We start from the raw sequence: 13,325 nt of genomic DNA on the forward strand, positions 1-13,325 counted from the left end.
CTGACCGGCGTTATGGCATCGCCGGCCTCTTGTTCGGCCAATCTGTTTCGGCGTGGTAAGCCGCTCCGACTGACAATAGTTTTCGATCCGATCCTCTGGGTCCGAACAGTTGAAACCCCATGGGCAGCCCCTGCGTGCCAAACCCCGCGGGCGCAGCAAGACAAGGCAGGCCGATCAGGCTGACCGGTACCGTGACATGCATCCATCGGTGATAGGTATCCATGGCCCGGCCCGCGATCTCTGTCGGGTAAGGCAGATCAACCGAGAACGGCCAGACCTGAGCAGACGGCAGAACCAACGCGTCAAACCGTTCGAACAGGTTCGCCGCGCAACGGAACCATTCCGAGCGGATGACACTGGCGTGGTGCACCTCCATCGCACTCATCGCCAGCCCCCGATCCAGCTCCCATTGCGCCGTGTCTTTCAAATGCTCTTTTTGCGAAGCCAAAGGTTCCAGCCCTGCGGCCACGCTGAACGACCGCAAGGTGATCCAGCTGGTCCAGAGTTTTTCAGCATCGAAAGGCGGGGGGATGTCCTCAACCTGCGCTCCACGCGTTTCGAATACGCCCATCGCGTCTTTGCAGATGTCGAGAATACCGTGCTCGGTCGGAAAAGCGCCGCCCCAGTCGCCAAGCCACCCGATCCGCAGCCCGTGCAAATCGGCGGCGGTCACCGGCGACACCGGGGCACTTTCTGCGGCCAACGGCAAGCGCGGGTCCGGACCCGAGATGACATCAAGCAGAACACCCAGGTCTTCGGGGCAGCGCGCCATGGGGCCCAGTGTCGACAACTGGTGCAAAAAACTGTCGCCCACGGGATCGGAAGGCACCCTGCCCCAGCTTGGCCGAAAGCCGTAAACGTTGTTCCATGCAGCCGGGTTGCGCAAGCTGCCCATCATGTCCGAACCATCGGCCAGCGCAACCATGCCCGTCGCCAAGGCAACCGCCGCCCCGCCGGACGAACCACCGCAGGTACGATTGGCGTCATAAGGGTTGCGCGTTGCACCATAGACCGGATTGAACGTGTGCGATCCCAGCCCAAATTCCGGCGTATTGGTCTTGCCGATCAGGATGGCACCTGCGGCCCGCATCCGGGTGGCAATCAGATCGTCAGCGTCCGGCACGAAGCCCTTGAACATCGGTGAGCCCTGAGACGAGACGACGCCCGCCACGTTCACAAGATCCTTGACTGCGATTGGAAGACCGTGCAGCGGGCCGGTGATCGGACCATCGTCACAGGCCTTCGCCTCGGCCATCAAATCATCTGAATCCCTTAGCGCGACGATGGCATTCACCTCACCATTGACCGTGGCGATGCGATCCAGCGAGGCCCGCATCACGTCCGAGGCTGAAACCTGCCGGCTGGCCAACTGTTTCAAAAGGTCTGTAGCCGATATCCGGGTCAGGTCCATGACGCGCCAATCCATTGTCGTTTCCGGCAGCCTAGCGGGCAGTTCAGATCATTTAAACCCACTGTTTAAATGTATCTTTTCAGTGAAGTCCCGGACGGCAATGTCAGCGCGCTGATCCGCGAAAATGCAGGTTGCTGTCAGCCCCAAGCCAATAGCGCAGGCAAAGAGCAATCGCCATGCAGCTGAGCACCAGCCAGATCCCGCCCCACAACATGGCAGAGCCACCGAATTCCTCGGCCAGCATGAATGCATCCGAACGCGCGCCGGACCGTCGGATCGTGTCGTCGAAGATGTCGAAAGGGACATAGATCATGCTGGTCAATCCGATCACGCGCAGCACCAGATCGCTTACATCGGGGCGCAGATACCACGCCGCAGCAATCATCGCAGCCCCGGTTCCGATGCTGAAAACAAGGGCGAACGGGTCGCGGATATACAGCACCGCCACCAGACACATGACACCGCCAAAACCCGCCAGAACGGCGCGGTCGGCCTTTGTTCGCAGGGCAAGGATCAAAAGGGCCATGCCAAGCGCCAGTGAACCAAGATATCCGGCAGACAGGCTGAGAAAGCGATTGCCGCCCCGGCCGAGGACAACGCCGCCCTGCTGCGATGAGATCGAAAAGCTCTCGACCGAGCCGCCCGTCATCAGGATCGTCACCGCATGAGACAGCTCATGCAGAAAGACGACCAGTATCTTCAGTGGAACCGCAACCGGTGTATTCCAGAGCAAAAACACCAGGGCCGTGATCAGGATAAGCTGCCAATGCCCTTTCAGAACGTACAGGAAAGGGCTGTTACGCTTCACCTCAGCTGTCGCCCTGTGCCTCGGAGCGGCTCTTGCCCGCCACGTTCAGGGCCAGTGTGGCCGCCATGAAGCCGTCCAGATCGCCGTCCAGAACACCCTTGGTATCCGAGGTCTCGTAATTGGTCCGCAGGTCTTTGACCATCTGGTAGGGCTGCAAAACATATGACCGGATCTGGTTGCCCCAGCCCGCATCCCCCTTGGCCTCGTGTGCCGCGTTGATGTCGGCGTTCCGGCGGTCCAGTTCCAGTTGATACAAGCGCGATTTCAGAGCCTTCATGGCGATATCGCGGTTCTGGTGCTGCGACTTCTCGGAGGAGGTCACGACAATCCCGGTCGGAATGTGCGTGATGCGCACGGCCGAGTCCGTGGTGTTCACGTGCTGACCGCCCGCCCCCGATGACCGGTAGGTGTCGATGCGGATGTCCGCAGGGTTCACCTCGATCTCGATATTGTCGTCCACCACCGGATAAACCCAGACCGAACAGAACGAGGTGTGCCGCTTGGCCGCCGAGTCAAAAGGCGAAATCCGCACCAGCCGGTGTACGCCGCTTTCGGATTTCAGCCAGCCGTAGGCGTTGTGGCCGGAAATCTTGTACGCAGCCGATTTGATCCCTGCCTCTTCGCCCGGGGTTTCGGACTGAAGCTCGACCGTATAGCCTTTTTTCTCGGCCCAGCGCACATACATCCGCGCCAGCATCGAGGCCCAGTCGCAGCTTTCGGTTCCGCCCGCGCCCGAGTTGATCTCGAGGAAGGTGTCGTTGCTGTCAGCCTCACCGTCCAGCAGCGCCTCAAGCTCTTTCTTTGCGGCCTTGGCCTGAAGCGCCTTGATCGCGGCTTCGGCGTCCTGGACGACCTCTTCGTCTTCTTCCATTTCACCCAGCTCAATCAGTTCGATATTGTCGCTGAGGTCGGTTTTGATGGACTCGTAAGTCTCGATCGCGTCGACCAGCATCTGCCGCTCGCGCATCAGTTTCTGTGCCTTTTCGGGATTGTCCCACAGGTTGGGATCTTCGACACGCGCATTGAATTCCTCAAGGCGATGCGGCGCGGTCTCATAGTCCATGCGCTGCGCCAGCAGCTCCAGCGACTTTTCGATTTCCGCTATGATGTTCTGGGTTTCGGCGCGCATGGTCTTGTCCCAACTTGCTCAATCAGGCCTGCGTGATAGCAAGAGGTGCGAGACACCACAAGACAGGCTGGATGGATGGAGCGACTCTCGTGACTCACTCGGAAAGATGTGCGATCGCCCGAATTTCAACCAAGGCACCCTCCCGTCGAAGTCCCGCAACCTCAACTGCGGTCCAAGCCGGGTAAGGCGCAGGCAGAACCTCAAGGCGCACACGGTCAAACAGATCGAAATGCTTTCGCATGTCAACATGGTAGGTCGTCATCTCGACCACAGTCTCCAAACCTTGGTTCGCTTCCTTTAATACCTCGGCAATCTTGGAAAAGGCGTTCCGGAACTGTAGTTCCGGATCATACGGCATTGAACCGTCTGCCGCGCTCCCGGTCATACCGGTGAGAAACACGTGCCCTCCCGAGATGACACCCGGAGAGATGCTTAGCTGCCCGGGCGCACCCAGCAAAGCATGTGGAATCAGAGGTGTCTTACCCAACTTGGTCAGTCCCTGTCAGTAAAGCCCCCCGGTACTCAGATCGCCTTGCGAGGCCTTGGGCCCGACCGTGATGGTTTCACCCGTCGACGTCTGAACCTGCACACCTGCGCGCTGTGCTTCCTCGAACAAGGGCAGGTCGGAACCAATCGCAAAACCACCGTCATAAACACGGTCGATGAACCCATCGACACCGTCGCGGAAGAATTCGGCCACGACATAGTCGCCGGTGGCGTCATCCGGCAGGCGGGCGCCGCTGAAACGGTCGATTTTGATGAAGTGACCACCTTCTGGAACCTTGAATGGCCCACCGCCATACTTTTCGACGGCTTTTTCCATGAAGCTCTGGAACACCGGGCCGCACAAGGTCCCACCATAAGCCCCCCGCCCCATCGGGCGCGGGCGGTCATAACCGATGTAGCAGCCCGCCACGATATTCGAGGTAAAGCCGATGAACCACGCATCCTTGGATTCGTTGGTGGTTCCGGTTTTGCCGGCCGTCGGCACCGGCAGGTTCACATAGCGCGAGGCCGTGCCACGATCCACCACGCCTTTCATCATGGATGTCAGCTGATAGGCCGTGATGGCATCCATGACCTGCGCGCGGTCCGTGACGAGGGTCGGGGCCTCGTCGGGCTCGAGCCAGGTCGAGTTGCAATTCAGGCATTGACGATCATCATGACGATAGATGGTCTTGCCGAACCGGTCCTGAATACGGTCGACCAGAGTGGGCTCGACCCGCTGACCCCCGTTCGCGAACATCGCATAAGCGGCGACCATCTTGTACAGCGTCGTTTCTTCGGACCCCAGCGAGTTGGCAAGGAACGCGCCCATCCGGTCATAGACGCCAAAGCGTTCGGCGTAACCTGCAACCACCGGCATCGTGACCTCTTGCGCCAGACGGATGGTCATCAGGTTCCGCGACTGCTCGATCCCGGTGCGCAAGGGGGTCGGCCCGTAGAACTTGTTCGACGAGTTCTTGGGCCGCCACAAGCCCTGTGGCGTGTTCACCTCGATCGGTGCGTCCACGACGATGGTTGCGGGGCTGTAGCCGCTGTCCAGCGCGGCGGCATAGACAAAGGGTTTGAAGCTGGACCCCGGCTGGCGCTGTGCCTGCGTGGCGCGGTTGAACACGGTGTCCTGATAAGAAAACCCGCCCTGCATCGCCAGAACGCGGCCCGAGTTCACATCCATCGCCACAAAGGCGCCCTGAACTTCGGGCACCTGACGGGCAGACCACTGCCCCTCTTCGCCCTCGACCACAAGGATCACATCCCCGCGCTTGAAGTTCGCCGCAAAATCACCCTGCATCCACTTGATATCGGACCGCGGAATGGTGCCATCCGCAGGGCCGTCCTCGATCCCGACGGTAAGTTGCTGATCCGAGACATTCAGAACCACGGCGGGATACCAGCGGGTCGGCAGCACCACATCGCGCGGGATTTCCAGAAGCGAAAGCGCCTCGCGCCACTGTGCCTCATCCGCCAGTTTTTCTTCCGGGATCACTTCGCCGGTGCCGCGCCATTTCCCGCGCGACCGGTCATATTTCTGCAACGCCGTGCGCAGGGCCTTCGCGGCTTCGACCTGCATTTCCTCGTCCACCGACGCACGAACCGTGAAGCCGCCGGTAAAGAACTCACCTTCACCAAAGTCCTCGCTCAGTTGACGACGGATTTCATCGGTGAAGTAATCGCGCGGCGGCAATGCGGTGCGGAAGCTTTCGAAATCGCCGTTCTGAACCGAGCGCAGCGGCATCTCGACCTCGGACTCATAGGTCGCCTGATCGATGTAACCGTTCTGGTACATCTCGCGCAGCACATAGTTTCGGCGGGCCAGCAGGCGTTCCTTTTCCCGAACCGGGTGATAATCCGACGGCGCCTTGGGCATTGCGGCCAACATCGCGGCCTCGTGCGGGGCCAGTTCCTGCAAGGTCTTGTTGAAATAGGTCTGCGCGGCGGCCGTCACACCGTACGAGTTCTGACCCAGAAAGATCTCGTTAAGGTAAAGTTCAAGGATCTGCTCCTTGTCCAGTGTGTCCTCGAGCCGGGTGGCGAGGATGATTTCCTTGATCTTGCGTTCTGCCCGGCGGTCGCCCGACAACAGGAAGTTCTTCATCACCTGCTGCGTGATGGTCGACGCACCGCGCACGGTTCCGCCTTTGGTTCGCACCGCTTCGACTCCTGCCGCGATGATCCCCCGCGGGTCATAGCCCTGATGGGTATAGAAATTCTTGTCTTCCGCCGAAATAAACGCCTGCTTCACCAGATCGGGAATTTCCGAGGACGGCGTGAACAGGCGGCGTTCCTGCGCGAATTCGTCGATCAACTGGCCTTCGCCCGAATAGATCCGGCTGATCGTCGGGGGCTTGTACTGGGCCAGGGATTCGTGGCTGGGAAGATCGCGGCCATACATCCAGAACACCGCACCGATCACCAGTGCGACCATGAAAATACCCAAGGTGACGATACTGAAGATCGCCCCGAAAATCGAAAGAATGAACCGGATCACGTTACTGCCTTTTTCTCGCGGTGGTGCCTATATAGTGTTGCACCGCCCAAGGGTCAAAACACCAAGCGCATTCTAGCCGTTTTGCGCCGTAAGGTCACTGGCCAATCAGGGATTTGCGGATCACATCCTGCTGACGCCAGTCTTCGATCCCCTGAAAGATCCCCAACGCCATATTCGCCCGCCATTCCGAATTTCTCAGGTTTTCCCGGTCTCTGGGGCTGGAAAGGAACCCAAGCTCGATCAAAACAGACAGAATATCGGCCGCCTTGAGCACCGAGAACGACGCGGTCCGCAACGGTTTGCGGTTCATCGGCCCGCCCTGCTGGGCCATTCCGTTGGCGATCGCGCTGGCCAGCGACCTGGTCCGCGGCATCGTTTCCTGGCGCGCCAGATCAAGCAAAACATCAGCCACCTGATCATCGGCACCATTCAGATCGATGCCCGAGATCAAATCCCCCCGGTCATGTCGTTCAGCCAGTTTTGAACTGGCCACATCCGAAGCATCGGCAGACAGGGTATAGACGGCCGCCCCATGGGCCTGCCCTTCCGACAGGGAATCCGCGTGCAGCGAAATGAACAGATCCGCGCCAGCCCGATGCGCCAGGGCAATCCGACGTTCCAACGAGACGAACTGATCATCAACGCGGGTCAGGACAACCTCGTAACCTCCTGATCGCAATAACACTTCGCGCAGTTCGCGGGCAAAGGTCAACATCAGGGTTTTTTCATCAACGTCATCGGTTTCGGCGCCCGGATCGATCCCGCCATGCCCCGGATCGAGCATTACGCGCAACGGTCGGTCCGCGGAACGCGAAGGTGCCTGCGGCACATCAGCCGGTTCCGGCAAGTCCCAACCCGGATTGCGCGGCGCACCTGCGGTTGCGTTGAACGTGTCAAAATCCGTGCCCTTGAGGTTCAGAGACAGCAGCGCCGCCCCCGAATCCTCGGCCACCGACAGCTCGGCTGTGTCTACGGCCATCGGTGCGCCCAGTTCCAACACCAGCCGCGACCAACCCGGAACATAGGCCCCGAAGTGCACGCCGCTGACGCGTTCGGATTGCAGAAAATTCGTTCGGTTCAGCCCGGTCCAGTCCACTTCGTTGAAGTCCAGAACCATCCGGTACGGATCCTGCAAGGTGAAAATCCGGTACGGCACCCCCTGGCTCAGGCCGATATCCACGCGAACGCCGGTTCGCCCCACATCCGTGATGCGGCTTTGGTCAGGTTGAATGCGTGCCAGCGCGCTGAAATCCTGCGCGACGGCACTGCCTGCCAGCGCCCAGATCAGGGCGATGCAAAAGATGATCCTGCTCATGGCCTCAAGTTTTCCCGAGATCGCTTGCCGGGCAGCCTATACCACAAGGGCTGATTTGTGAACGGCTCAGGCAGGTTCCCCGATCGCCTTCCGCTCGGTCATGAACAGGCGCAACCGTTCCAGCCCGTCCTGAATGTCGACCGTCGAACGCGCATAGGATAACCGCAACGTCGTATGGCCGCGTTTCGGATCGAAATCCAGACCCGGCGTGACCGCGACACCGGCCTTGTCCAGAATCTCGGCCGCAAATGCGCGGCTGTCATCGGTCAGATCGGACACGTCGGCATAGACGTAAAACGCCCCGTCCGGCGGCGCGATGTTCGTGAAGCCCGCCTTGGGCAGGCCTTCCAGCATCAGCGCGCGGTTTCGGCGGTACACGTCCAGATTGGCCTGCAACTCGTCCTCGCAGTCCATCGCAGCCAGTGCCGCAACCTGACTGGCATGCGGCGCGCAGATGAACATGTTCTGGGATATCCGCTCGACCACGCGCACCTGATCCTCGGGCACGACCATCCACCCCACGCGCCAACCGGTCATCGAGAAATACTTGGAAAACGAGTTGATCACATAGCACTCATCCGTCAGTTCAAGCGCCGTCACGGCTTTGGCTTCATATTCCAGACCGTGATAGATTTCGTCGCTGATGAAAGACGCCCCCTGCCCGTGTGCGGCTTCGATCAGCGACCCCATGGCGGCGTGATCCAGCATCGTGCCGGTAGGATTCGCCGGAGAAGCCACCATCAGCCCCTTCAGGCCCATTCCCTGAATATCCGCTGCAACGGGTTGCAGACGGTTTTCAGGCGCGGTCGGCAGATCGACCGGTTCCAACCCAAGTGCCCTGAGAATCTGGCGATAGGACGGATATCCCGGCGCACCGATTCCAACCCGATCCCCGCTGTCGAACAATGCCGTGAAAGCCAGCAGAAACCCGCCGGACGATCCGGGCGTGATGATCACGCGCCCCGGGTTCAAGTCCACATCGTACCAATCCCCATAAAGCCGCGCGATACGCTTTCGCAGCGCAGGCAAGCCCAGTGACACCGTATAGCCCAACGGGCTTTGATCCATCGCCCTCGCCAGCGCCTCGGTCGCGCCCTTGGGTGCGCCGGTTCCGGGCTGGCCAACTTCCATGTGGATCACATGGCGGCCCGCTTCTTCCGCACGGCGCGCGGCCTCCATCACGTCCATCACGATGAAGGGATCGACCCCGGACCGGGTTGAGTTTCTCATGCCCATCTCCCATGTTGCAGCCATGGCTTTTGAACGCGTATCCCGGCTGACGTCAATCCCGGCTCTGATACTGTCGGTTGCCGTCTGGCTGACGGCGGCAACGCAATCCCATGGGCAAAGCCTGATCCGCGACCCCGATATCGAGCATGGCCTGCGCGAGCTGGCGTTTCCGGTTCTGCGCGCCGCCGGCCTGAACACCAACCGGGTTCAAATCCTTGTGGTCAATGACAACACGTTCAATGCCTTCGTCATCGACTACAACGCGATCTATTTGAATTACGGGCTGATCCTTACGGTCGAAAGCCCCGAAATGCTGCAAGCGGTGATCGCGCATGAGGCGGCGCATATCGCGAATGGTCATCTGGCCCGCCGCGCCGAAAACCTGAAGGCGGCGCGGCGCAATGCAGGCCTCGGCACCGCTTTGGCCCTGCTTGCGGCTGCGGCCGGAGGGGGTGAAGCCGCCATTGGTATTGCCGCAGGCACCCAGGGCGCCGCAATCCGCAGCTTTCTGGGCCATACCCGCGCCGAAGAAGCCTCGGCCGACCGAAGCGCTGCAAGCTACCTGCGATGGGCTCAGATTTCCCCCAGCGGCATGGTGAAGCTGCACAGGAAATTTGCGGGTCAGGAATTGCTGAGCGTCGCCAATCAGGACCCGTATATGCGGTCGCATCCCACCAGTCGTGAACGATTGCGCGCCGCCGAAGCGTTTCTGGATGAGTTCGGCGACAAGGCGGTTCCGAATGCCAATGCCGATTATTGGTTTGCCCGCGTCAAAGGCAAGCTGTCGGCCTTTTTACGCTCACCCAGTTGGACGCTACGACGCGCCAAAGAGGAAACCGCCCAGGACATCCGCCTGATGCGCGAGGCTTCGGCTTATCATCAGAACCGTGATTTGGATCGCGCGCGTCGTGCCATCGACGAGGCCCTGGCGCTGCGCCCGAATGACCCGTATTACTATGACCTGAAAGGGCAAATTCTGTTGGAGAACAGGCAAATAGGCGCGGCTGTTGAAGCGTACGGAAACGCTGTTGAAATGGCTCCGAACGATGCGCTGATCCTGGCTGGATACGGGCGGGCGTTGCTGGCGCAGGGGCAAACCAAACAGGCCTTGAGCGTTCTGGAAAAAGCCCGCGCCCGGGATTACCGGAACGCCAGGCTGTTGCAGGATCTTGGTGTGGCCTATGCTCAGGTTGGCAATGATGGTATGGCATCGACCGTGACGGCAGAGCGGTATGCGCTGCAAGGGCGGTTGAAAGATGCCGGAATTCACGCGAAACGCGCCGTGGCGCGACTGCCCGAGGGCTCACCGGGTTGGCAAAGGGCGCAAGACGTGTTGATTGCGTCGGAACGACTCAACAAAGACAAAAGGAAACGGAAATGATCCTCAGACATGCTGCACCCGCCCTTCTGGGGCTTTCCATGGCGGCAACCTCGGCGCAGGCGCTGGACCTGAACGCGATGAACGATGCCGAAAAAGCGGAATTTGGTGCCCAGGTGCGCGAATACCTGCTGGAAAATCCCGAAGTGATCCTCGAAGCCATCAACATTCTGGAACAGCGCAATGCCGTTGCAGAGGCCGCTGCGGACAAAGAACTGGTCGCCGCCAACTCGGATGAACTGTTCGATGACGGGTACAGCTGGGTCGGTGGCAACCCGGATGGTGACATCACGCTGGTCGAGTTCATGGACTACCGGTGTGGTTATTGCCGCCGGGCCGTGCCCGAAGTGGCCAGTCTGCTGTCAGAAGACGGCAACATCCGCCTTGTGATCAAGGAACTCCCCATCCTGGGTGATGCGTCCGTGCTGTCCTCACGCTTTGCCGTGGCCACCAAACACGTGGCGGGCGATGATGCGTACAAGCAGGTCCATGATGCCCTGCTGGAATTCACCGGCGAGCCAAGCGAAGTTTCCCTGCGCCGCATCTCGGACGGGTTGGGGCTGAACAGCGACGAGATCATCGCGGCGATGGACAGCGATCGCGTCACGGATGAGATCGCGCGCACCCGCGCTCTGGCACAGCGGATGCAGATCTCGGGCACGCCTTCGTTTGTGTTGGGCACAGAGATGTTGCGTGGCTATTTGCCAGCTGATCAGATGCAGCAGATCGTTGACGGCATACGTGCCGAACGCGGCTAAGGCCGGATTTGTCGGCAACGTGCCATGAAGCGGCGAGAATTTCTGGTGGCCGGAGGAGCGTTGGGTATGACGGGTATCTCTGGCCAGTCTATTGCGCAGTCCGCAACCGGCCTCCACGTCCCGGCCGAAGACGCCCGGCATGATCGCACTTTCATGCAATGGCCGGTCAGCCGCAGCGTCTACCCCGACCCCGTTTTTCTGGAAATGGTACAGGGGACCATAGCGGTAATCGCAAACACGATCTCTGCTTTTGAGCCCGTCACACTGCTGGCCGGATCAGAGTATCACGCAGATATCCGCAAACGGCTTTCTGCGGCGGTCGAGATTTGGGATGTCCCGACCGAAGATCTGTGGTGCCGGGACGCAGGCCCGGTGTTCGCGATCAACAACCGCGGTGCGCTTGCAATCAAACAGATCCAGTTCAATGGATGGGGGCGAAAGCAGGTTCACGCACATGATGCGAACATTGCTGGCAGAGTGGCCGAAAGGCTGGGGCTGACCCTGTTGCCGACCGGGCTGATCGGCGAAGCCGGTGGCGTCGAGCAGGATGGGCATGGGACACTCATGGCGCATGAAAGCACGTGGGTGAATGACAACCGCAATCCCGGCCTCACTCGGGACGAGATCGAAGCCCGGTTGTTGGCGGCCTACGGGGCCAACCGCATGATCTGGTCCGAAGGTGTCTGGGGCGAAGATATCACCGATTATCACATTGACAGTCTGGCCCGCTTTACCGGCCCAGGTCACGGCATCATCAACTTGCCGGATAAGCCGGACAATCATGATCCTTTCCACATGGCCGCGTTGGACACCCATGATCGACTGGTTGCCGCGGGCCTGGACATGGACGTGATACCCGAACCGCATTACCGCCGTGTCAAGAACCCGGATTTCGTCGCCTCTTACGCCAATTACTACGTCTGCAATGGCGGTGTGATTGCGGCCCGGTTCGGAGACTCGGAAACAGACAGGATCGCGTCGGAAACACTTGCAAGACACTATCCCGGACGTGACGTCGTAACACTTGACGTTGATCTGCTGGGAGAACTTGGCGGCGGTATCCATTGCGCCACACAACAGATGCCGGGTTTTTAGATGTAGCGAAGAACCCGACTATTCAGCCGCTTCAGCCGCCGCGTCCAGTTCAGCCGCCTTTTTCTCGACCTCTTCCACGATGTGATCGATCATCTGATCGTTCGACATCTTGTGGCTGGCCTTACCGGCCAGATAGACCATGCCGGACCCTGCCCCGCCGCCGGTGAAACCAACATCGGTCATCAGCGCTTCGCCCGGCCCGTTGACCACGCAACCGATGATCGACAGGCTCATGGGCGTCTTGATGTGCTCAAGGCGGTGCTCCAGCGCCTCGACGGTTTTGATGACATCAAAACCCTGTCGCGCGCAGGACGGGCATGAGATGATATTGACGCCCCGATGGCGCAGGCCAAGGGATTTGAGGATCTCAAACCCGACCTTCACCTCTTCCACCGGATCAGCAGACAGGCTGACGCGGATCGTGTCGCCGATCCCCATCCACAGCAGGTTGCCAAGGCCGATGGCCGATTTGATCGTACCGCTGACCAGCCCCCCCGCTTCGGTAATGCCCAGGTGGATGGGGGCATCCGTCGCCTCGGCAATACCTTGATAGGCCGCGGCGGACAGAAACACGTCGCTGGCTTTTACGCTGATCTTGAACTCGTGAAAATCATTGTCCTGAAGGATGCGGATATGTTCCAGCCCGCTTTCGACCATCGCCTCGGGGCACGGCTCGCCATATTTCTCAAGCAGGTGCTTTTCCAGGCTGCCCGCGTTCACGCCGATCCGGATTGAACAATTGTGGTCGCGCGCCGCCTGGATGACCTCTTTCACGCGGGTTTCGTCACCGATATTGCCGGGATTGATGCGCAGACAGGCAGCGCCCGCTTCGGCGGCTTCGATGCCGCGCCGATAGTGGAAATGAATATCCGCCACGATGGGCACGGGGCTTTCCCGAACGATCTGTTTCAGCGCCTTGGACGACGCCTCATCAGGAACCGAGACGCGAACGATGTCAGCGCCAGCCTCAGCCGCCGCCTGTACCTGCGCCACGGTCGCCGCCACATCGGTGGTCAACGTGTTGGTCATGGTTTGAACGGCAATGGGTGCATCGCCACCTACGGCGACGTTGCCGACCATGATTTGACGGGATTTACGACGATAGATGTCGCGCCATGGGCGCACGTGATTGAGGGACATAAGGACGGATCCGCGTCTGCCTGAGTTGCGATTGTAGATAGTTCGGCAACGGGGTTATCGCAATGGCTA

Annotated in this window: 11 protein-coding genes; 3 read left to right on the top strand and 8 right to left on the bottom strand. The window is 60.0% G+C overall.

The genetic code is table 11. The features are described 5' to 3' along the window. Positions 1–10: 10 nt before the first annotated feature. From NOR97_RS09220 to NOR97_RS09250, 7 genes are all read right to left on the bottom strand, one after another. Positions 11–1,411, bottom strand: coding sequence for an amidase (locus NOR97_RS09220; RefSeq protein ID WP_257600854.1), 1,401 nt, complete (start codon positions 1,409–1,411; stop codon positions 11–13). Between the two features lie 103 nt (positions 1,412–1,514). Next, positions 1,515–2,219 (bottom strand): M50 family metallopeptidase, encoded by a 705-nt coding sequence (locus NOR97_RS09225; protein WP_257598912.1) that lies wholly within the window; start codon positions 2,217–2,219, stop codon positions 1,515–1,517. A 1-nt stretch (position 2,220) separates the two neighbouring features. Then, complete coding sequence (gene prfB / locus NOR97_RS09230) at positions 2,221–3,348, bottom strand: peptide chain release factor 2 (RefSeq protein ID WP_170343977.1); 1,128 nt, start codon at positions 3,346–3,348, stop codon at positions 2,221–2,223. A gap of 94 nt (positions 3,349–3,442) precedes the next feature. Further along, positions 3,443–3,835 carry a RidA family protein gene (locus tag NOR97_RS09235; RefSeq protein ID WP_257598913.1) on the bottom strand — a complete coding sequence of 131 codons (393 nt, stop codon included), beginning with the start codon at positions 3,833–3,835 and terminating at the stop codon, positions 3,443–3,445. A gap of 15 nt (positions 3,836–3,850) precedes the next feature. Beyond that, positions 3,851–6,340 carry a penicillin-binding protein 1A gene (locus NOR97_RS09240; RefSeq protein ID WP_257598914.1) on the bottom strand — a complete coding sequence of 830 codons (2,490 nt, stop codon included), beginning with the start codon at positions 6,338–6,340 and terminating at the stop codon, positions 3,851–3,853. Positions 6,341–6,434: 94 nt separating this feature from the next. Further along, positions 6,435–7,655: an N-acetylmuramoyl-L-alanine amidase gene (locus tag NOR97_RS09245; RefSeq protein WP_257598915.1), complete on the bottom strand. Its 1,221-nt coding sequence runs from the start codon at positions 7,653–7,655 to the stop codon at positions 6,435–6,437. Between the two features lie 66 nt (positions 7,656–7,721). After that, the gene (locus tag NOR97_RS09250; RefSeq protein WP_257598916.1) at positions 7,722–8,885 is read right to left on the bottom strand and encodes a pyridoxal phosphate-dependent aminotransferase; all 1,164 of its coding nucleotides are present in this window, start codon (positions 8,883–8,885) and stop codon (positions 7,722–7,724) included. Between NOR97_RS09250 and NOR97_RS09255 the strand changes: the two genes are divergently transcribed. Genes NOR97_RS09255 through NOR97_RS09265 form a run of 3 tightly spaced genes read left to right on the top strand, consistent with a single transcriptional unit; the run spans position 8,884 to position 12,116 of the window. After that, complete coding sequence (locus tag NOR97_RS09255; protein WP_257598917.1) at positions 8,884–10,266, top strand: M48 family metalloprotease; 1,383 nt, start codon at positions 8,884–8,886, stop codon at positions 10,264–10,266. The two genes, NOR97_RS09250 and NOR97_RS09255, sit on opposite strands and share 2 nt — an antisense overlap. After that, positions 10,263–11,021, top strand: a complete 759-nt coding sequence (locus tag NOR97_RS09260) for a DsbA family protein (RefSeq protein WP_257598918.1) — start codon at positions 10,263–10,265, stop codon at positions 11,019–11,021. Before NOR97_RS09255 ends, NOR97_RS09260 begins: the two co-directional genes overlap by 4 nt. Positions 11,022–11,045: 24 nt before the next feature. Continuing rightward, a complete protein-coding gene (locus NOR97_RS09265; protein WP_374041573.1) occupies positions 11,046–12,116 on the top strand; it encodes an agmatine deiminase family protein in 1,071 nt (356 codons plus the stop codon). A gap of 18 nt (positions 12,117–12,134) precedes the next feature. Here the strand turns inward: NOR97_RS09265 and ispG are convergent, their stop codons facing one another. Further along, positions 12,135–13,256 (bottom strand): flavodoxin-dependent (E)-4-hydroxy-3-methylbut-2-enyl-diphosphate synthase, encoded by a 1,122-nt coding sequence (gene ispG / locus NOR97_RS09270; protein ID WP_170343969.1) that lies wholly within the window; start codon positions 13,254–13,256, stop codon positions 12,135–12,137. Positions 13,257–13,325 lie beyond the last annotated feature (69 nt).

Source organism: Ruegeria sp. YS9 (assembly GCF_024628725.1).
Classification (GTDB): domain Bacteria; phylum Pseudomonadota; class Alphaproteobacteria; order Rhodobacterales; family Rhodobacteraceae; genus Ruegeria; species Ruegeria atlantica_C.